The following is a 16,257-nucleotide window of genomic DNA, read 5'->3' on the forward strand; positions in this document are numbered from 1 at the left end:
GGTGAGTCGGACGCTACGCCGTTGCTCCGGCTGGTGGGTCAGGCAATCGCGAGGGCGGTTGCGCGCACGGTCAGTTGGTGTAGGAGGTCAGGCGGGTGCGGGTGCCGAGGACCTCGAGGGTGTCGACGGGCTCGTTCTGGAGGTCGGCGACGGTGGCGATGTCCTGCCACTGGCCGCCGTTGACGCGGTACTGGCCGGTGAGGCGGGCGTCGACTTTGACGTTACGCGGCTCGAGCAGGGGGACTGACGATGGGGCGCCTGGCCCGATGAGCTGCGGCCACGGTGACTCCTGAGGCGAAGGGAGCGGACTGCAGCACCGTCGTCGTGCTGCAGTCAGCGCGACCGGCTGCTACCCCGGTGGCGGACGCCGACCAGCGCCGACCCAGCCGCGCGCACGACCAGGCGGGCCCGGCCCGATGTCGACGTGGGCGAGTCCACCGTCGCGGCCCTCTCGATGGCCGCAGGCAATGCGGTGCCCACCGCAGTCGCGTCGCGACAGGAGATCCCGGCGACGGGGCGTCGAGGAGAGCGCCTGAGTGTCGGTCCGCCTACCGTGCCACGCGCTGAGGGTCGCCCCTGAGGAAGAGGTCAGGCGTCAGCGGAAGTTCGCGCACCCGGATACCGGTGGCGTGATAGGTCGCGTTGGCCACCGCTGCCGAGGCACCCACGATGCCGATCTCGCCGACGCCGCGCGAGCCCATCGGGTTGATGTGCTCGTCGGTCTCGTCGAGCCACACCGCCTCGATGTCGGCGACGTCCGCGTGCGCGGCGACGTGATAGCCGGCGAGGTCGTGGTTGACGACGTGAGCCCAGCGTTCGTCGAGCACGCTGTGCTCGTGCAGGGCCATCGACAGGCCCATGACCATCGCGCCGGTCAGCTGGGAGTGCGCGGTGCGCGGGTTGATGATCCGCCCGACGGAAAAGACGCCGAGCATGCGCGGCACCCGCACCTCGCCGGTCTCGGCGTGCACCCGCACCTCGGCGAACTGCGCCCCGAAGGAGTGCGGCGCGAAGCGCTCGGTGAGATCGCTCTCCGGCTGCTCGGCCTGCGTCGTCGCCCCCGCGGCGGGCGTGCGCCCGTGCTCCTCGCGGAAGGCGCGCGCCGCGGTGACGACGGTCGTGCCCCAGGAGGAGGTACCTGTCGAGCCACCCGCGAGGCTGCCCGTCGGCAGGTCGCTGTCGCCGATCCGCAGATCGACGTCTTCGACCGGGCACTCGAGCGCGTCGGCGGCGATCTGCGCGAGGGCGGTCCACGTCCCGGTGCCGATGTCCGTCGCCCCGATCTCCACGCGGTATCGATCGCCGTCGTACGTCACGCGGGCCACGTTGCCCGTCATCATCAGTGCCGGGTAGGTCGACGCGGCGACGCCGGTCCCGACGAACCAGTCGCCCTCCCGTCGTCCCGGTCGCGGGTCGCGGTCGGCCCAGCCGAACCGCCGCGCTCCCTCGCGCAGGCACCCAACGAGGTCGCGGTGGGTGAAGGGCAGGCCGGTGTCCGGGTGGATCGCGGTGTCGTTGCGAACCCGCAGCTCGATCGGGTCGAGCTCGCAGGCGATCGCCAGCTCATCCATCGCGACCTCGAGAGCGTGCATGCCCGGGCACTCACCGGGCGCGCGCATCCAGAAGGGGACCGGCACGTCGAGCGTCGCGAGCCGGTGGGTCGTGCGGCGGTGCGGCGCTGCGTACATCGTGCGCGTGGGTGCGGCCGTCTGCTCGGCGAACTCGTACAGTCGCGCGCTCTGCTCGACGACGTCGTGGGAGATCGCCGACAGCCGCCCCTGCCGGTCGCTGCCGAGGCGCACCCGGGAGATCGTCGGGGTCCGGTAGCCCGTGAGGGTGAACATCTGCTGGCGGGTCACGCAGAAGGAGACCGACAGACCGGGCAGCCGCATGGCGGCCATCGCGGCGAGCACCTCGTGGGAGTGCGGCTTGCCCTTGGAGCCGAAGCCACCACCGACGAAGGGGGCGAGCACCCGCAGCTGCTCCGGCTCGAGCCCGAACAGGGGGGCGAGAGCGGAGCGCGCGGTGTGGGCGCCCTGGATGGAGTCCCACAGCGTGAGGTGCTCCTCCTGCCACAGGGCCACCGTCGTGTGCGGCTCCATGGGGTTGTTGTGCTCCATCGGCGTCGTGTACGTCTGCTCGAGCCGTACCTCGGCCGCCTCAAAGGCAGCGTCCACGTCACCGCTGGCGGTGTCCGTCTCGTGGCCGGCGTTGACCTCGTCGGGTGCGTAGAGGGCGTCGCGCTCGGCCGACAGGGTGGCGTCGACGGGCTGCTCCTCGTAGGTGACCTGCACGAGGGAGGCGGCCTCGCGGGCCGTCTCGCTGGTGCGCGCCACGACGGCACCGATGAGCTGACCGCGGAAGGCGACCTCGTCACTCTGCAGGATGAGCATCTCGGTGTCGTCGGAGCTCGCGAGCCGGGGGGCGTCGAGGTGCGTCAGGGTGAGGATCACCCCGTCCAGCGCCTCCGCAGCGCTGGTGTCGATGCCGGCGATGCGGCCGCGGGCGATGGTGGCCTGCACCGGGTACAGGTGCACCCGCTCGGCCTGCTCGTGGTCGGCGGCGTACGGCGCGGTGCCGGTGACCTTGGCGACGGCGTCGTGGCGGGCCCGGTCGGTGCCCATCGCGCGGGGCGTGATCATGTCGGTCATCGCACCTCCTCGGTGAGGTCGCGCAGGACCGAGACCATGGTCCGGCGCAGCATCGGGATCTTGAACCCGTTGTCGGGCAGCGGGGTCGCGTCGGTGAGCTCCGCCTCGGCCGCCTCGGCGAAGGCCGCCGCGTCCGGAGCCCGGCCGAGCAGCACGTCCTCAGCGGCGCGGGCTCGCCACGGCTTGTGGGCGATGCCGCCGCAGGCGATGCGCAGGTCGGCGATCCTCCCTTCGTCCACGTGGACGGCCGCGGCGACCGAGACGAGGGCGAAGGCGTATGAGGCCCTGTCGCGCACCTTGCGGTACTCCGAGCGCTTGGCGAAGGGGGTGGCCGGCACGTCGACGCCGGTGATGAGCTCACCGGCGGCGAGGACAGTGTCCCACTCGGGGTGCGCGCCGGGCAGGCGGTGAAAGTCGTCGAGGGGGATGTCCCGCGGCCCGTCCGGTCCTTCGACGCGAACGATGGCGTCGAGCGCGAGCATCGCGACAGCCATGTCGGAGGGGTGGACGGCGACGCAGGCGTCGGAGGCGCCGACGACGGCGTGGTCACGGGTGTAGCCACCGATCGCCGAGCAGCCGGTGCCCGGCTCACGCTTGTTGCACGGCGTCGTCACGTCCTGGAAGTACGGGCAGCGGGTGCGCTGGAGCAGGTTGCCGCCCGTGGTGGCGAGGTTGCGCAGCTGTCCCGAGGCCCCGGCGAGCAGGGCACGAGAGAGGACGGGGTATCGCTCACGGACGCGGGGGTCGGCCGCGAGGTCGCTGTTGCGCACCGTGGCGCCGATGCGCAGGCCACCGTCGGGGAGGTCCTCGATGCCGTCGAGCGGCAGCCGGCTGACGTCGACGAGCAGCTGCGGTGACTCCAGGCCCAGACGCATGTGGTCGACGAGGTTGGTCCCGCCGGCGAGATAGCGCGCCTGCGGGCTGGACGTCGCGAGGGCGATCGCGCCCGCGACGTCCTCGGAGCGGCGGTAGTCGAAGGGCTTCACGACGAGACCTCCCGGATGGCCGAGCGGATGCCGCCATAGGCCCCGCAGCGACAGAGGTTGCCGCTCATGCGCTCGCGGATCTCGTCGTCGTCCGCGGAGGCGGTGCTCGTGAGGTCCTCGGTGACATAGCTGGGGCTGCCCTGCTCGAGCTCCTCGAGCATCCCGACCGCGGAGCACACCTGGCCGGGTGTGCAGAAGCCGCACTGGAAGGCGTCGTTGTCGACGAAGGCCTGCTGCACCGGATGGAGCCCGTCCTGGGCGAGGCCGGCGGCAGTGACCACCTCCGCGCCGTCCTGGGCGACGGCGAAGGTCAGGCAGGACGTTGCCCGGCGACCGTCGAGCAAGACGGTGCAGGCGCCGCACTGGCCGTGGTCGCAGCCCTTCTTGGGCGAGGTGACGCCGAGATGCTCACGCAGCGCGTCGAGCAGGCTCGTGCGGGTGTCGAGCGTGAGCGAGCGACGTTCGCCGTCGACCACGAGGGTGATGTCGGTCTCCATGGCAGTCCTTGGCGTTGGGGTCGGGTGATACCTCACCGTACGGCTGGAGGGCACTCCCTGCGACTTGGACCGGTAGGTCAAGCCGTTACAGCTGCGCCGACGACTCCGGGCTCCTCTCGTCGGGCGTGAGCGACCTGGTTGTCCGGGCCCAGCCTGCCGTTCCCTGCCCGCGAACGCCTCGCCCACCGCGGCGCCGGCCGTGGTGGGCTCGGGAGGATCGGCGCGGTAGCGGCCGCGCCCGGAGGAGAGAGCGAGATCTCCCGTGTCTGATCGTGCGAACCAGTCGGCTGTCACCCGGATCGCCCGGCGGCGGGCGCTGCCCGGGCACGCCGAGCAGTACGAGGAGCTCGTCCGGGAGATGTTCGGCCTGATGCGCCGTCACCACGGCTTCCTCGGTGCGGACCTCATCCCGCCGGAGACCGAGGGCGGCCAGCACCAGGTCGTGGTGCACTTCGCCTCCGAGGACGACCTGGCTCGCTGGGACGGCTCAGCGGAGCGACGGGAGATCCTGGCCCGTATGCGCCCGCATGCGGAGGCAGAGCCCGAGCACCGTCGGCTCCGCGCGATCGACGAGTGGTTCCTCGGCCCGAGCGTGCCGAGCGGGACACAGGTGCCGAGGTGGAAGACGGCCGTCGTCACGTGGCTCGGCATCTGGCCGCTCGCGTCGATCGTCCTGTGGCTCGTCGCCCCGATCTGGCAGGACCTCGGCCTGCCCTTCCTGCTCGCCACGGCGATCAACGTCGTCCTCATCGTGGGGGCGATGGTCTACCTCGTCTCGCCCGTGCTGACGAAGGCGCTGCGCGGGTTCCTCACGTCCTCGAGGTGACCGGAGCCCACGGTGGCGTGGCCGTCAGGCGGAGCTGTCGGTCGACGCTGTTGCTGCCTGATCGGTCCTCACGACATCCACCAGCCGAGCGACCGAGGTCAGCACGGCCAGGACAGACGATGCCGAGGCGACGTGGACGGTGCAGCGCTCCACCACCCAGGGCAAGCCGGTGGCGGCCCGGTGACCAAGGCGGTCTTCGCGGGGAAGTAGGCGCTCGTCACCGCGGCGTCAGGCAGGAGATCTCCAGACGGGACCCACCCGCGAACTCACGAGCTGGTCTGTCCGCCACCAGCATCCGGGTGCCGTGCGTCTCCGGTGGACCTGCGGTGACCACCTCGGCAAGGGGCAGGAACTTGCCCCCTTCGGTCCGGCCGCGGACCAGCCATGTCGTGCGCGGCGCACTCCACACGAAGGGCTCCACCACGGTGACGACGACGTCGCGCAGGGTGGCGTCGCCCGCGATCTCAAACTGACGGTGCAGGTCGACCTGGTCACCCGGGTGGGCGTCGACCCGCTGGGCGTCGACGAGGAGGGCGCCGGTGTCGCGGGGCTCGAGCAGGGGACCGACGATGATCCAGCCGTCCGCATCGGGCACCCGGCGCGCCGCCTCGTCGCGCGTGATGACGGCGGGCCGGTTGGCGGGCTGCATGTCCCACCAGGCGCCGCACCGGCTGCAGTGGCGGATCTGCACCCAGTCGGCTTCGGCCACCTGACGCACGCTGGGGTGGCGGGCGGCGTGGACGCACACGGCGGTGCACACCTCGCAGGCGCCTGCGTAGCTCGACATCGCCGAACTCAGCTCGGACTCGTGATCGCGGGGAAGCCTGGGCCGCGCGCGGACGAGCCGACGATCATCGGGGCAGCCCGGTGTGCTCGTCGTAGAGGTCGTCCACATCGGTGACTGCGCGCTCGGGGCCGGGCGGGGTGTCGACGTACGCCCGCACGATGCTGTGGACTCGGGCGGTCCTCGCCGCGAGTTGTGGCTCGTCCGATCCGATGCCGTAGTCCGCGAGCAGTCGGATGAGCGCCTCCTCGACGGCCTCGGTCTGGCTCTTGCCCGTGGCCGCGGCAGCCTGACGCGCCAGACCGTGGGCGCGTTCGTTCTTGATGTTCGGGCCCATGGGCTGGCTCGTCGACTCGAGCTCGGTGTCGATCGTCATCACCTATCTGCTCGTGTCCGCCGTCTTCATCGTGCTGCGTCGGCGTGAGCCCCAGATGGAGCGCCCGCTGCGCGTCGGTGGGCGTTCGGCCGCCGGCGGCATCGCCGTGGGCGTCGCCGCCGTCATCACCACCGCCTGCCTGCTCGCGCTCTACGTCCCCGGCATGCCCGCGATGCTCGACGTGCAGCCCTACGTGATCCTCGGCCTGTGGTGGCTGCTCGGCGTGGTCTTCCTCGTGCGGGTGCCCGGGGGAGTGGCGCCCGGTGAGGACGCGGAGGAGCGGCTGCTGGAGAGGCTGGCGGAGCGGCGTTCGTCCGTTTCCTGAGGCGAAGGGGGGTTGCTCGCGCCGTGGTCAGGCCCTGAGCGTGGCGACGTCGTAGGCGTCGATCTGCGGGTCGCTCGTCACCACGATCGCTTCCTCGCAGAGAGCTTGTGCGACGAGGAGCCTGTCGAAGGGATCGCGGTGGTGCCAGCGCTCAGCAGTGGTTCGTTGCCTGGGTCGCTGATGAGTTCCGTGGCCTCGGGCGAGATGGAGTCGCGGTCGCCGAGGAGCAGGCGGACCACGACATTGGTGTCGAGCAGATATCGCGTCATGAGTAGTCGGCGACGTCGGCCAGAGGCGCGTCGAAGTCGTCGGGCAAGGAGCCGGCGAGGTCACCCCAGATCATGCGCTGCTCGGTGACCACGGGCGCAGGGCTGAGGATCGCGACCCGATGGGCGCCCCGCCGGATGACGATCGTCTCGCCGGCCGCGACCCTCCGCAGCAGCCGCGAGAGGTGGGTCTTGGCCTCGTGCACCGTGACCTCCATATCGTCAACGGTAGTTGGTCAAGCTGGTTGGTCAACGATTTTCGCCGCGCTCGCGCAGGGCATCGAGCGCCTTCTTCTCGATCTGGCGGATCCGCTCGCGAGTGACGCCGAAGCGCTTGCCGATCTCGTCGAGCGTCATGGGCGGCTGGCCGGTGAGCCCGTGCCGCAGCTGCAGCACGGTGACCGCGCGAGTGCCGAGGCCGGGCAACTCGACCAGGCTCTCGAGCAGGTCGTGGACGTCGGCCTCGTCGTCGAGCCGGCCGATGCACTGCTCGATCGGGTCGAGGCCCGGGTCGTCGTCGACGATGTCGAGCTCCTCGCCGACCTGGTCGAGGCTCAGGCACGGCCGCAGGTGGGCCTGAGCCTTCGCGATGTCGTCACTCGTCGCGTCGAGACCGAGCCGACCGGGGTCGGCGAGGGCCTCCTGCCAGGTGAGTCCCTCCCTTCGCCTCGGGGTGTCGATGCGCCGCGCGGACTCGAGGGCGTGCACGGGGACGCGGACCACGCGGGCCTCGTCGTCGATGGCGCGGCTGATGCTCTGCTTGATCCACCACGTGGCGTAGGTGGAGAACTTGTGGCCGAGCGTGTGGTCGAACTTGTCGACCGCGCGCATGAGGCCGATGAGCCCGGCCTGCTGGACGTCGTCGAACTGCATGCCGTGACCCACGCGCGGCAGGGCCTTGCGCGCGATGCTCGTGACGAGCCGGACGTTGGCGAGGATCATCTGTTCGCGGGCTTCGTCGGCGGTGCGGACGACGTGCTCGAGGCCGCGGCGCTCGGTGCGGCGCAGCTCGACACCGGAGTCGAGGCGCTGCTGCGCGAAGGCGCCGGCCTCGATGCGGCGGGCGAGGACGACCTCCTGCTCCGCGGTGAGCAGGGGAGTGCGGTGGGCGCGCCGGCCGAAGGCGGACTGGCCGACCGCTCCGGAGCTCGTCCACTCGTCGTCACTGTGGTCGAGGACCCACGGGGTGGTGTCCTCGGTGGTCTGCGCCTCGCGGGCCGCGACGAGCTCCGCGAGGTGCTGCTCGAGCGCGGATATCTCGGCGTCGATGTCGATGTGCGTCTCACGCAGGTTGAGGCGCGAGGCCGCCTGCGGCCGAAGCCTCGAAACCGCCCCCACCCCCGCCGGCTGCTCTGCCGGCCTCATCACCATGTCGGTCATGAGGACAGTCAAGCGGTGACCACCGACAACCTTCGGCGACGTTGTCGGTGCATCACTCGGCCAGGGCGAACCCCGCCAACAGGAGTGCCGCCACGACCCAGACGACCGAGGCGACGGCGGCAACCATGCGCGCCGGACGCCGCCGCCGCGGTGGGACGAAGGGGAGGGCGATCGCCCCGACGATGGACGTGGGCACCAGCAGGAGGGAGCCGAAGATGAGCGTGTACCCGTGCTGGTCGTTGCTCGTGGGGCCCAGTCGCGACTCGACCACGAGGAGGGCGAGCACCACGCTGCAGACCGCCGCCGCGGTGGTGATGAGGGCGGCGATGACCTGACCGGCGATCGCCCACGGGCTGCGGTGGTGCTGGTCCATGTAGTCCCTCCTTCGCTGCGCTCAGTCTGGCGCAGGCGAAGGGGGCGCGGGTCGCCAGCCGCCGTCATGACGAAGCCGGCAGGTTGACGTACGCGCAGGTGTGGGCGGAGTGAGCGACGCGGACCGTACCGGTCGGCCCGTAGCGGTGCTTGACGACGTGGACGTCCACCTCGGGAGGCGCCTGGGGCTCGAGCACCAACACGGTGTCGACGATGTCCGCGAGGGAGTCGTGGTTGCGCAGGTCGTCGAGCCTGGGTGCCGTGTCGGACCCCGTCCTCGTCGACAGGACCCCGGCGACGATGACGAGCGCGTAGTGGTCCTGGCGGGCCCAGGCACACATCCGCGCGACCGCCTCGCGGGTGGAGACCCCGAGGCTGGTGAGTCCGTCGACGATGACGAGGTGCAGGTCTTCCTCGAAGGTCATCGCGCCGACAGTGTCCACGAGGGTGCCGGCCGGAGGACTGCCGGCGACGATGGTCAGCGGCGCGGACTCGAGGCGGCCGCGCCGCTCTCGCAGGCGTCGAGTTTCGACGTGGTCCAGAGCGCGACTGCGCAGGCGCTGGAGCGGGACGTGGGTCTCGGCGGAGATGAGCCGCATGACCACCTCAGACTCTGGGGCGTCGGGTGTGATCACGAGTGTCGATATCCCTTGGTGGAGAGCCGCCGCTCGCGCCAGGCCCAGGGCGAACGTCGACGAGCCCACTCCGGGGCGAGAAGCGACGATCGTGGTCTGTCCGGTGCGTAGGCCGCCAGCGAGGAGGTCGTCGAGCTCACTCAGCAGCGTCGGGATGGTGCGATCGCGCTCTGCCGTGGCGCCGGGCTCGTCGAGCAGGCGGGCGATGATGTGTCCGATGGCTTGGCCGTCGAGTTCCATGGTTGGGCAGCATGGGCCAGACCTCTGACATCACCGTTCCGTGAGGCGCTGGTTAGCCTGCGCCCTTGCTGGTCCACGCGAGGATGTCGAGGATTCGCAGGTCCGTCAGATGTGTGTCGCCGCGGACCGCGGCCCGAAGTTGGGCGAATTCCTCCTGGTGGCGGGCAAGATCCTGCTTCATCGCGAGGGTCACGAGCACCATGTAGTCGGCCCAAGACCGCCTACGTACCCGCGGGACAGCCTCTGTGCCCAGATAGCACTCCCGGACCCACTTGTCGTGCAGTGGCAGTGACTCAGGGTGCTTGCGGTGGAGGATCTTCGAGAGTGTCGTGCCGCTCTGGCCGCGTGCTCCGTGAGCCGACCTGTCAGCGTCGAGCACCGCGTACAGGGAACGCGTCTTCGCGGACACGCTCTCGTCGTCGAGATCCACGAGGGGCGCGTCGGGCGTCGCGCTCAACGCTGCTTCCAAATCTGGCCGCATGTCCCGGAATCGGTAGAAGGCGCTGGTTGACAGCCGCACGTTGAGCAGTGTGCACGCGAGCAGGTCGCCGTCATTGAGCTGGTTGGCGTCGCTCCCGGTGTCGAGCTCGTCATACGCCGGGTAGGCGTACGGGCTCTTGCTGTCGATGTGGTCGGGATCCGTGTATTCGCCTACTCGCTGTTGAGCGGCAGTAGTGCTCATGCGGACGCGGCCGATCCTGATGTCACCCATGTCGTCACGCTAGCGGCGCCTCTCCGAGCCGAACAGCGAGGTGGTCACGCCCAGAGGGTCGGTCCACAGGACGAGGGCGAACCCCGGCATCACTCCACGGCTGACTTGGGCGCTGGGACAGGCATTCCATGACCTGGCTGGTAGGGCAGCCGTAGGCGACCTTTGGCCTGTGGCGGTTTGGTGGGTCGGAAAGCGGCGCTGATCAAGCCGCTGCGGTTCGCTGGCGTGGGATGATCACCGACATGAGTGAGCAGGCTCCATCTGGTTGGTACCCCGATGGCCAGGGGCGGGAACGCTATTGGGACGGCACCGCGTGGACCGAGCATTTTCGACCCTCGACGGATCCCAACCCGCAGCCACCCGAGTCGAAGGCGACGTCGCGCCGTGGGGGATCGTCTGGGCTCAACACGCGACGTGCTTTCTTGGGTGGCCAGTCCACGTCTGCGAAGGATGGGTCGGCGGATGTGGGAGAGCTCGTCACGGCCGGTGTGTTTGGTGCGGCGAGAGTTGAGATCTACTCCGCCAAGTACGTGCGAGTCGCCGAAGGTGGCCGGGACGGACTCAGGGTCGGAAGGATCTCCCGCCGAACCCCCTACGAGAAGCTGCGGGTCATCAGGTTCACCGGAGTCCCGGAAGGCGAGGCGGCGCCGGCACTCGACGCGTCGTCTCTGGTGAAGGGCGCATCGCTGCTCGTCAAGGGTGGAAGTGGTGTGCTCAAGGCAAGTGCACCTGGACTCGCTGTAGCTGGTCTCTCCCAGATGGCCAAGGCCAAGATGGGGAAGACCTACCTGACGATCAGCACGGACCGGGCCACCCATGTCCTGACGAACGAGACCCACAACGGCCTCATGAAGGTCGTGAACAAGGGGCACAACGACGTCGGGTTGTTGTTGGAAGAAGCAGGTAACGCCGTGCTCGGCCTCGACGCGATCTCCTCAGCTGCCGTTCAGACGGATTCTGGCTCATCGTCTGAGGTGCTGCAGAACGCAGCTCCTACGGTCGGGCAGCGGCTGCGCGAGTTGGCTGAGTTGCATCGGGACGGCGTGCTGTCTGACGAAGAGTTCACGGCGGCCAAGGCGAAGCTCCTCGACCTCTGAGCGCTTGCCCCGACGAGCGTCAGCTCGGCGGCTGCTGCAGGGGCGTTGTGGGCAGCGACGATTCAGCCCTTTCGATACAGCGTCGCCGGCCGCCCCCGCTGCGCGGAGGATCTCACCACCTCACCACCCCGCATCACAGGGGTGAGCTGCGGCTTCATGCGTCTAGCGAAGTTGTCCTTGTGCAGCTCCTCGCCGATGACCGCTTCGTGCACCTTGCGCAGCTGGTGCAGCGTGAAGGGCTCGGGCAGGAAGCCGTCCGGGTCCGGCGGAGGGCTGTCGTTGCGGAAGCGGAACTCGTAGCGCTCACGCAGCGATTCGACTGCGGCAGAGACGATCTCGTCGTGGTCCCACAGCATCGGGCCGCCGTCGTCGAGTGCTCCGTCCGACGACACGGGGACTAGGTCCCCCTTCGCCCCCTCGAGCTCCGCCTCGGGCATGGACACGGAGTGGGCGACAGAGATCGCCCAGGTGCGGTCGTCGCGGTCAGGTGCGTCGAATAGCCGCAACAGTCGCGGGGGAGTGACCTCGCTGGGGGTCACGCCGACCTTGTGCTCGAAGACCTCCTGCACGGTGTCGACCACGGTGTGCCGCTCGCGGAGGAAGCGCCCCGGCAGCACCCGGCCGTCGGGGTCGTTGCGCTCCTGCACGAGCACCCGCAGCGCCGCGTCGTCGGTGCCCGCGTCGGTGACCGTGAGGACCGCCAGGTCCACGGTGACGCCGGGGCGGGGGTAGCTGTCGAGGGTGCGGCGAGCCATGACTTGCACTTTAGCGCGATTGAGGTGTTATAGTTAGCGAGTTCAAGGGGTTAAATCGAATGGAGGGGATGTGATGGCCATGACCGAGCAGGAGATGGCGGCGGGCGTCGAGGAGATCCACGCCGCGTGGAAGGCCATCGAGCGCAAGCTGCTGACGCTCGTCGAGGCGATGGTGCACCCGCAGGACCGGCTGGTTCTCGAGGTGGGGGAGCAGGTGGAGGTGCCGGTGGTGGCCTTCCGCATGCAAAGCGGCGCGCTCTGCGCGACCGTCGGTGACGACGAGTACACCGAGAACCACGCGATCGGGCGGGAGCCGCTCGTCCACCGGGCGATCATGTTGCTGCGCAACATCGTCGGTGTGCCGCACCCGCAGCTGCTGACGCACCGGGCCCAGGGGCCCTGCGCGCAGCTGTCACCGGTCCTCGGTCTGGCGTGGACGGGTGGGCCGCGCCCGGCCCCCAAGGTGTACGTCGAGACCGACCGGGAGGCGCTGGTCGACATCGTCGAGGAGGCGCTGAGCGACGACTACGAGGTCTTCCGCGACGAGGACGACGACCTCTTCGTCGAGCACCTCGGCCAGCGGGTCTGGGTGCGGGTGCTGCCGGACGCGCCGGCCATCGTGATCAGCACCCGCGTGACCCACGGGGCGCGCTCGCGGCGGCAGGCCGCGGTCGAGGTCGGGATCCTCAACCGCTCCAACGCGTGGGTCTGGTGGCAGGTCATCGGTCGGGACATCGTCCAGACGGCGACGGTCGAGGCCATGCCCTTCGCCCCGCACCACCTGATGACGACCATGGAGGTCTTTCTCGACGCCATGGCGACCCGAGACGACCTGGCGCTGCGCGTCGGGGGAGAGGTGGCCTGATGCGGCTCACCAGTGCACAGATGGACCGCGCGTGCGGTGCCCCCCTCGGCTCCGCGGTGGGCGATGCCCTCGGCGCTGGCTACGAGTTCGGTTGTGCCGCAGTCGGTCCCGACGGTCCGGGGATGATCGGCGGCGGCCTCGGCAACTTCGCGCCTGGCGAGTGGACCGACGACACGGCCATGACGTGGCCGGTCCTCGCAGCCGCGGCGAAGGGGGCGGACCTCGCCTCCCCGGAGGCGCTCGAAGAGATCGCCCAGGGCTTCCTCGACTGGTACGCCTCGGGCCCGGCCGACATCGGCACCCAGACCCGTAAGGTCCTGGGCACCACGCTGGTTGAGGAGCGAGGAGCCAACCCCACGCTGGTTGAGGAGCGAGGAGCGCTGCGACGAGCCTCGAAACCAGGCGACCTGAGCACCCGCATGGCCCAAGCCGCAGCCACCCTCCACGCGAGGACCGGCCGCACCGGCGGCAACGGCTCGCTCATGCGCACCTCACCGGTCGCGCTGGCTCACCTCGACGACCCGCAGCGCCTCACGGCCGCGGCCGAGGCGATCTCGGCGCTCACGCACACCGATGAGCGCGCCGGGCAGGCGTGCGTCCTGTGGTCGCACGCGATCCGGCACGCGGTGCTCGAGGGCGAGCTCGACGTGCGGGTCGGTCTGCCGTACTTGTCCGACGAGGGACATGACTTCTGGACGGCCCGCATCGACGAGGCCGAGTCCCGGGAGCCGGCGACGTTCAGCCCCAACGGTTACGTCGTCACCGCGCTCCAGGCCGCGTGGTCGGCGATCCACCACACGCCGGTGCCCGCCGAGATGCCGTGCCTGCACCTGCAGCACTCGCTCGACACCGCCATCCGCATCGGCAACGACACCGACACGGTTGCGGCGATCGCTGGTGGCCTGCTCGGTGCGCGATGGGGTGCGTCTGCGGTCCCGGCCGAGTGGCGTCGCATCGTCCACGGCTACCCGGGGCGCACTGCGGAGGACCTCGTCGAGGCGGCCACGCTGGCCGTTCGCGGTGGCCGACCCAATGCCTACGGCTGGCCCGGCGTCGCGCGGATCGCCTACCACCAGGCGCACCGGCCGGTCCTCGTGCGGCACCCCTTCGACGACGGCGTCTGCCTCGGCAACGTGCTGGCGCTCGACGAGCTGCCGGAGGAGATCACCGCCGTCGTCAGCCTCTGCCTCACCGGCTCCGAGCAGGTGCCGACGGGCGTGGTGCACGTGCCCTTCCGCCTCATCGACGAGCCGCAGCCCGAGGAGAATCCCAACCTCGACTTCGTCCTCACGGACGCAGCCCGGACGGTCGCCTCCCTTCGGGCCGAAGGCCACCGGGTGCTCATCCACTGCGTGGCCGCCCAGTCCCGAACCCCCACCGTGGGCATCGCGTACGCCATGATCAGCGGCGTGGACCTCGACACCGCGACGAAGGGGGTCTGCTCGGCTCTGCCGGACGCCCACCCCAACCGTGGGTTTCGGGGTGGTCTCGCGAGGCTGGCTGGTCGGTGACCCGTGCGTCAGTCCTCGAAGTCGCCCTCGAGGACTTCTTGGTCGAGGTGGGAGCCAGGGGGGCCTGAGGGCCCAGGGCTTGGTTGAGCAACCTGGGTTTGTAGCCGGGTCCGGATCAACGTGGCCAGAAGGTCTCGGCGAGCGTCGTAGAACTCGGCGAACTCTGTGGCCGAGTGCGGGAGCGGGGACGGCAGCGAGTTCCGCTCGAGGAAGGCACCACGCATCGCATCGCTCGGATACGCCTGGGCGAGCCACACGTCGGGTGCCTGATCGCTCTTGCCGATGTTCTCCAACCCCTGAAGGAGCTCCAAGTTAGGCAGGCGGTCTCGCCTGGCCGCCAGCTCCGCAATGTCGGCATCCGACAGGAGCGGTGTCCCGTCCGGAGTCTGGAGGGCGGCAAGGCGCTTGCGCTGCAGCTGCGCGACGGGGAAGACATGGTCGACATGGTGGACATTCCGGGTGTCCACGTGCGGGAACAAGGCGGCGAGGACCGGGAAGGTCCGCGGCTTGCCGTACTCGAGGTTCAGCACGTCCTCGATGAGTTCGTCGGTGACCGCGAGGGATTTGCCGCGCAGCGCCATCGCCTTCTCGAATCCTGCGAGTGGGAATGATTCCGACCCGGCGGTCCTGATGGCTTCGCGAAGGTCACGGAGCAGGGTGTCCAGCCCGGAGCCCCACACACCTCTGACGATCAGCGAACGCAGAACCCACGATCGCAGAGCGTCACGGTCTTCGCGCGTGTTCGGTGATTCACGGTAGGCGTGGGTGAGCTTTCGGTGATGGACGTAGTACGCGACGGGGATGAGGACGCTGTCGGCTGTCAGCGCGCCCCCCGACAACCCGAAGTCGCTCAGGAGCTCGACAGCGACATGCAGCGATTGACCCAGCTGATCCCACTCGTCCTCGAGCTTCGCCATGTTCTCAGCCGTGAAGTTCTTGACCTTGAACGAGATGTCGCCGACGTCGGCCAGGACGAGACCACCCTTGAGGATGGTGTCTCGCGAGAAGCTGAAGCCGTTCCCGTGTTGTTCAGCGAATCAACCAGTCCGTGGACCGCAGCCCTGGCATCGCCCTCCCACTGAGCGGTGGCGATGGACAGGAGCAGATCGCTGTACGACAGCACCGTCCCGCCGGAGTTGACCCTGACGAAGATGTCGAGCACTCGCTCGATGTCCTGCACTTCCTCTTGGTAGAAGTGCAGACTCGCCTTGCTGTGCACCGCATCCCACAGTTGCCCGATCATCCTCAGGGCCGTTTGGTTGTCGGGGCCGACCGCGTACTTTCCGGCCAGGCTCATCATGGCGGGCATGTCAGCAGCATCGAAGATCTCGGAAACGGGAAGCCAGGTCTTGGTCACGTCGTCTGCCGCGGCCTGGAGGTCCTCGGCGGTGAGGAACTGAAACTGGTACTGCAGCCCTAGCTCGTTCTCAGGAGCCGGTCCTGCCAGATTGAGACAGAGCCTGCGTGGCGGGTAGGACCAGGACTTGTTCGACCAGCCACCACGATTTCGATAGGCGTAGGAGCCCCGGAGCCCGATGTTGAGCGATGTCAGGCGCTGTTGGCCGTCGAGGACGGCGACGTTTTCGTGGTCGGTCGGGATGTCGATCACCGGGTTGTGGAAGTTGTCGAAGGCGCTGTAGTCCTTCATGAACCCGTAGAACTTGAACTGCTTGATCATCTCCGGGCTCACGCGCCAGGAGAGGAAGCTCCCGACGGGGTAACCCCGCATGATCGAGTCGAAGACCTGGATGACCTGCGAGGGCTTCCACACGAACTCCCTCTGGATTGCAGGGAGGATCAACCTGTGCTCTTGGATCTGACGCAGTGCCTTGGCGATGGACATCGGTTCTTGGTGACCCATACCGGGACTCTATGGCCCACCGCCGGGCGTTGCTACCGATCCCTGTGGGTGCAGCCGAAAGGGCTTCGCACTTCCGGACAGTTGCTCCCGGACCTGTGACTAGAGTGACGCCAGACGG

19 protein-coding genes are annotated in these 16,257 nt (G+C 69.4%); 5 read left to right on the plus strand and 14 right to left on the minus strand.

Annotated features, from left to right (window positions below):
* Positions 1–548: 548 nt before the first annotated feature.
* From NYE39_RS00515 to NYE39_RS00525, 3 genes are read right to left on the minus strand one after another with little or no spacing between them, the layout of a single operon-like run.
* Positions 549–2,651: a xanthine dehydrogenase family protein molybdopterin-binding subunit gene (locus NYE39_RS00515; RefSeq protein WP_341011566.1), complete on the minus strand. Its 2,103-nt coding sequence runs from the start codon at positions 2,649–2,651 to the stop codon at positions 549–551.
* Positions 2,648–3,637: an FAD binding domain-containing protein gene (locus tag NYE39_RS00520; protein WP_341011567.1), complete on the minus strand. Its 990-nt coding sequence runs from the start codon at positions 3,635–3,637 to the stop codon at positions 2,648–2,650. The genes NYE39_RS00515 and NYE39_RS00520 overlap by 4 nt, the downstream gene beginning before the upstream one ends.
* Entirely contained in the window at positions 3,634–4,134 is a 501-nt protein-coding gene (locus NYE39_RS00525; protein WP_072624334.1) for a 2Fe-2S iron-sulfur cluster-binding protein, read from the minus strand. The genes NYE39_RS00520 and NYE39_RS00525 overlap by 4 nt, the downstream gene beginning before the upstream one ends.
* A 262-nt stretch (positions 4,135–4,396) precedes the next feature.
* On the opposite strand from NYE39_RS00525, the gene NYE39_RS00530 reads away from it, so the two are divergent.
* On the plus strand, positions 4,397–4,960 hold the full coding sequence (locus tag NYE39_RS00530; RefSeq protein WP_072624335.1) for an antibiotic biosynthesis monooxygenase: 564 nt from the start codon (positions 4,397–4,399) through the stop codon (positions 4,958–4,960).
* 217 nt (positions 4,961–5,177) lie between these two features.
* Here NYE39_RS00530 and NYE39_RS00535 read toward each other — a convergent pair whose 3' ends face one another.
* Entirely contained in the window at positions 5,178–5,747 is a 570-nt protein-coding gene (locus NYE39_RS00535; protein WP_341011568.1) for a hypothetical protein, read from the minus strand.
* A gap of 64 nt (positions 5,748–5,811) precedes the next feature.
* Positions 5,812–6,120, minus strand: a complete 309-nt coding sequence (locus NYE39_RS00540; RefSeq protein ID WP_083546049.1) for a type II toxin-antitoxin system VapB family antitoxin — start codon at positions 6,118–6,120, stop codon at positions 5,812–5,814.
* On the opposite strand from NYE39_RS00540, the gene NYE39_RS00545 reads away from it, so the two are divergent.
* Entirely contained in the window at positions 6,107–6,445 is a 339-nt protein-coding gene (locus NYE39_RS00545) for a hypothetical protein (RefSeq protein ID WP_341011569.1), read from the plus strand. The genes NYE39_RS00540 and NYE39_RS00545 overlap by 14 nt on opposite strands.
* A 77-nt stretch (positions 6,446–6,522) precedes the next feature.
* Here NYE39_RS00545 and NYE39_RS00550 read toward each other — a convergent pair whose 3' ends face one another.
* The 6 genes from NYE39_RS00550 to NYE39_RS00575 form a co-directional block, all read right to left on the minus strand.
* Positions 6,523–6,714, minus strand: a complete 192-nt coding sequence (locus tag NYE39_RS00550; protein WP_341011570.1) for a hypothetical protein — start codon at positions 6,712–6,714, stop codon at positions 6,523–6,525.
* Entirely contained in the window at positions 6,711–6,929 is a 219-nt protein-coding gene (locus NYE39_RS00555) for a type II toxin-antitoxin system Phd/YefM family antitoxin (protein WP_341011571.1), read from the minus strand. Before NYE39_RS00555 ends, NYE39_RS00550 begins: the two co-directional genes overlap by 4 nt.
* Positions 6,930–6,960: 31 nt before the next feature.
* A complete protein-coding gene (locus NYE39_RS00560; protein WP_341011572.1) occupies positions 6,961–8,091 on the minus strand; it encodes a sigma-70 family RNA polymerase sigma factor in 1,131 nt (376 codons plus the stop codon).
* A 52-nt stretch (positions 8,092–8,143) separates the two neighbouring features.
* Positions 8,144–8,464, minus strand: coding sequence for a hypothetical protein (locus NYE39_RS00565; RefSeq protein WP_341011573.1), 321 nt, complete (start codon positions 8,462–8,464; stop codon positions 8,144–8,146).
* Positions 8,465–8,528: 64 nt separating this feature from the next.
* Positions 8,529–9,338 carry a DnaB-like helicase C-terminal domain-containing protein gene (locus tag NYE39_RS00570; protein ID WP_341011574.1) on the minus strand — a complete coding sequence of 270 codons (810 nt, stop codon included), beginning with the start codon at positions 9,336–9,338 and terminating at the stop codon, positions 8,529–8,531.
* A gap of 52 nt (positions 9,339–9,390) precedes the next feature.
* Entirely contained in the window at positions 9,391–10,050 is a 660-nt protein-coding gene (locus NYE39_RS00575; RefSeq protein ID WP_341011575.1) for a DUF6308 family protein, read from the minus strand.
* A 242-nt stretch (positions 10,051–10,292) separates the two neighbouring features.
* Between NYE39_RS00575 and NYE39_RS00580 the strand changes: the two genes are divergently transcribed.
* Positions 10,293–11,147 carry a DUF2510 domain-containing protein gene (locus NYE39_RS00580; RefSeq protein ID WP_341011576.1) on the plus strand — a complete coding sequence of 285 codons (855 nt, stop codon included), beginning with the start codon at positions 10,293–10,295 and terminating at the stop codon, positions 11,145–11,147.
* A gap of 62 nt (positions 11,148–11,209) precedes the next feature.
* Here the strand turns inward: NYE39_RS00580 and NYE39_RS00585 are convergent, their stop codons facing one another.
* Complete coding sequence (locus tag NYE39_RS00585; protein WP_341011577.1) at positions 11,210–11,902, minus strand: NrtR DNA-binding winged helix domain-containing protein; 693 nt, start codon at positions 11,900–11,902, stop codon at positions 11,210–11,212.
* Positions 11,903–11,981: 79 nt separating this feature from the next.
* On the opposite strand from NYE39_RS00585, the gene NYE39_RS00590 reads away from it, so the two are divergent.
* A complete protein-coding gene (locus NYE39_RS00590) occupies positions 11,982–12,767 on the plus strand; it encodes a T3SS (YopN, CesT) and YbjN peptide-binding chaperone 1 (protein ID WP_341011578.1) in 786 nt (261 codons plus the stop codon).
* Positions 12,767–14,278, plus strand: a complete 1,512-nt coding sequence (locus NYE39_RS00595) for an ADP-ribosylglycohydrolase family protein (protein WP_341011579.1) — start codon at positions 12,767–12,769, stop codon at positions 14,276–14,278. Before NYE39_RS00590 ends, NYE39_RS00595 begins: the two co-directional genes overlap by 1 nt.
* 8 nt (positions 14,279–14,286) lie before the next feature.
* Here NYE39_RS00595 and NYE39_RS00600 read toward each other — a convergent pair whose 3' ends face one another.
* Both NYE39_RS00600 and NYE39_RS00605 read right to left on the minus strand, forming a co-directional pair.
* Positions 14,287–15,195, minus strand: a complete 909-nt coding sequence (locus tag NYE39_RS00600) for a hypothetical protein (protein WP_341011580.1) — start codon at positions 15,193–15,195, stop codon at positions 14,287–14,289.
* On the minus strand, positions 15,129–16,121 hold the full coding sequence (locus NYE39_RS00605) for a DUF262 domain-containing protein (RefSeq protein ID WP_341011581.1): 993 nt from the start codon (positions 16,119–16,121) through the stop codon (positions 15,129–15,131). Before NYE39_RS00605 ends, NYE39_RS00600 begins: the two co-directional genes overlap by 67 nt.
* Between the last annotated feature and the right edge of the window lie 136 nt (positions 16,122–16,257).

This window comes from Janibacter sp. FSL W8-0316 (assembly GCF_038004165.1).
GTDB lineage: Bacteria > Actinomycetota > Actinomycetes > Actinomycetales > Dermatophilaceae > Janibacter > Janibacter indicus.

Bases quoted from the DNA above. Each gene is read 5' to 3' on its own strand.
- NYE39_RS00515 (WP_341011566.1), bottom strand. From the start codon at position 2,651: ATGACCGACATGATCACGCCCCGCGCGATGGGCACCGACCGGGCCCGC.
- NYE39_RS00535 (WP_341011568.1), bottom strand. From the start codon at position 5,747: ATGTCGAGCTACGCAGGCGCCTGCGAGGTGTGCACCGCCGTGTGCGTC.
- NYE39_RS00560 (WP_341011572.1), bottom strand. From the start codon at position 8,091: ATGACCGACATGGTGATGAGGCCGGCAGAGCAGCCGGCGGGGGTGGGG.
- NYE39_RS00555 (WP_341011571.1), bottom strand. From the start codon at position 6,929: ATGGAGGTCACGGTGCACGAGGCCAAGACCCACCTCTCGCGGCTGCTG.
- NYE39_RS00540 (WP_083546049.1), bottom strand. From the start codon at position 6,120: ATGACGATCGACACCGAGCTCGAGTCGACGAGCCAGCCCATGGGCCCG.
- NYE39_RS00590 (WP_341011578.1), top strand. From the start codon at position 11,982: ATGACCGAGCAGGAGATGGCGGCGGGCGTCGAGGAGATCCACGCCGCG.
- NYE39_RS00595 (WP_341011579.1), top strand. From the start codon at position 12,767: ATGCGGCTCACCAGTGCACAGATGGACCGCGCGTGCGGTGCCCCCCTC.
- NYE39_RS00585 (WP_341011577.1), bottom strand. From the start codon at position 11,902: ATGGCTCGCCGCACCCTCGACAGCTACCCCCGCCCCGGCGTCACCGTG.
- NYE39_RS00580 (WP_341011576.1), top strand. From the start codon at position 10,293: ATGAGTGAGCAGGCTCCATCTGGTTGGTACCCCGATGGCCAGGGGCGG.
- NYE39_RS00525 (WP_072624334.1), bottom strand. From the start codon at position 4,134: ATGGAGACCGACATCACCCTCGTGGTCGACGGCGAACGTCGCTCGCTC.
- NYE39_RS00575 (WP_341011575.1), bottom strand. From the start codon at position 10,050: ATGGGTGACATCAGGATCGGCCGCGTCCGCATGAGCACTACTGCCGCT.
- NYE39_RS00600 (WP_341011580.1), bottom strand. From the start codon at position 15,195: ATGGCGAAGCTCGAGGACGAGTGGGATCAGCTGGGTCAATCGCTGCAT.
- NYE39_RS00570 (WP_341011574.1), bottom strand. From the start codon at position 9,338: ATGGAACTCGACGGCCAAGCCATCGGACACATCATCGCCCGCCTGCTC.
- NYE39_RS00565 (WP_341011573.1), bottom strand. From the start codon at position 8,464: ATGGACCAGCACCACCGCAGCCCGTGGGCGATCGCCGGTCAGGTCATC.
- NYE39_RS00605 (WP_341011581.1), bottom strand. From the start codon at position 16,121: ATGTCCATCGCCAAGGCACTGCGTCAGATCCAAGAGCACAGGTTGATC.
- NYE39_RS00550 (WP_341011570.1), bottom strand. From the start codon at position 6,714: ATGACGCGATATCTGCTCGACACCAATGTCGTGGTCCGCCTGCTCCTC.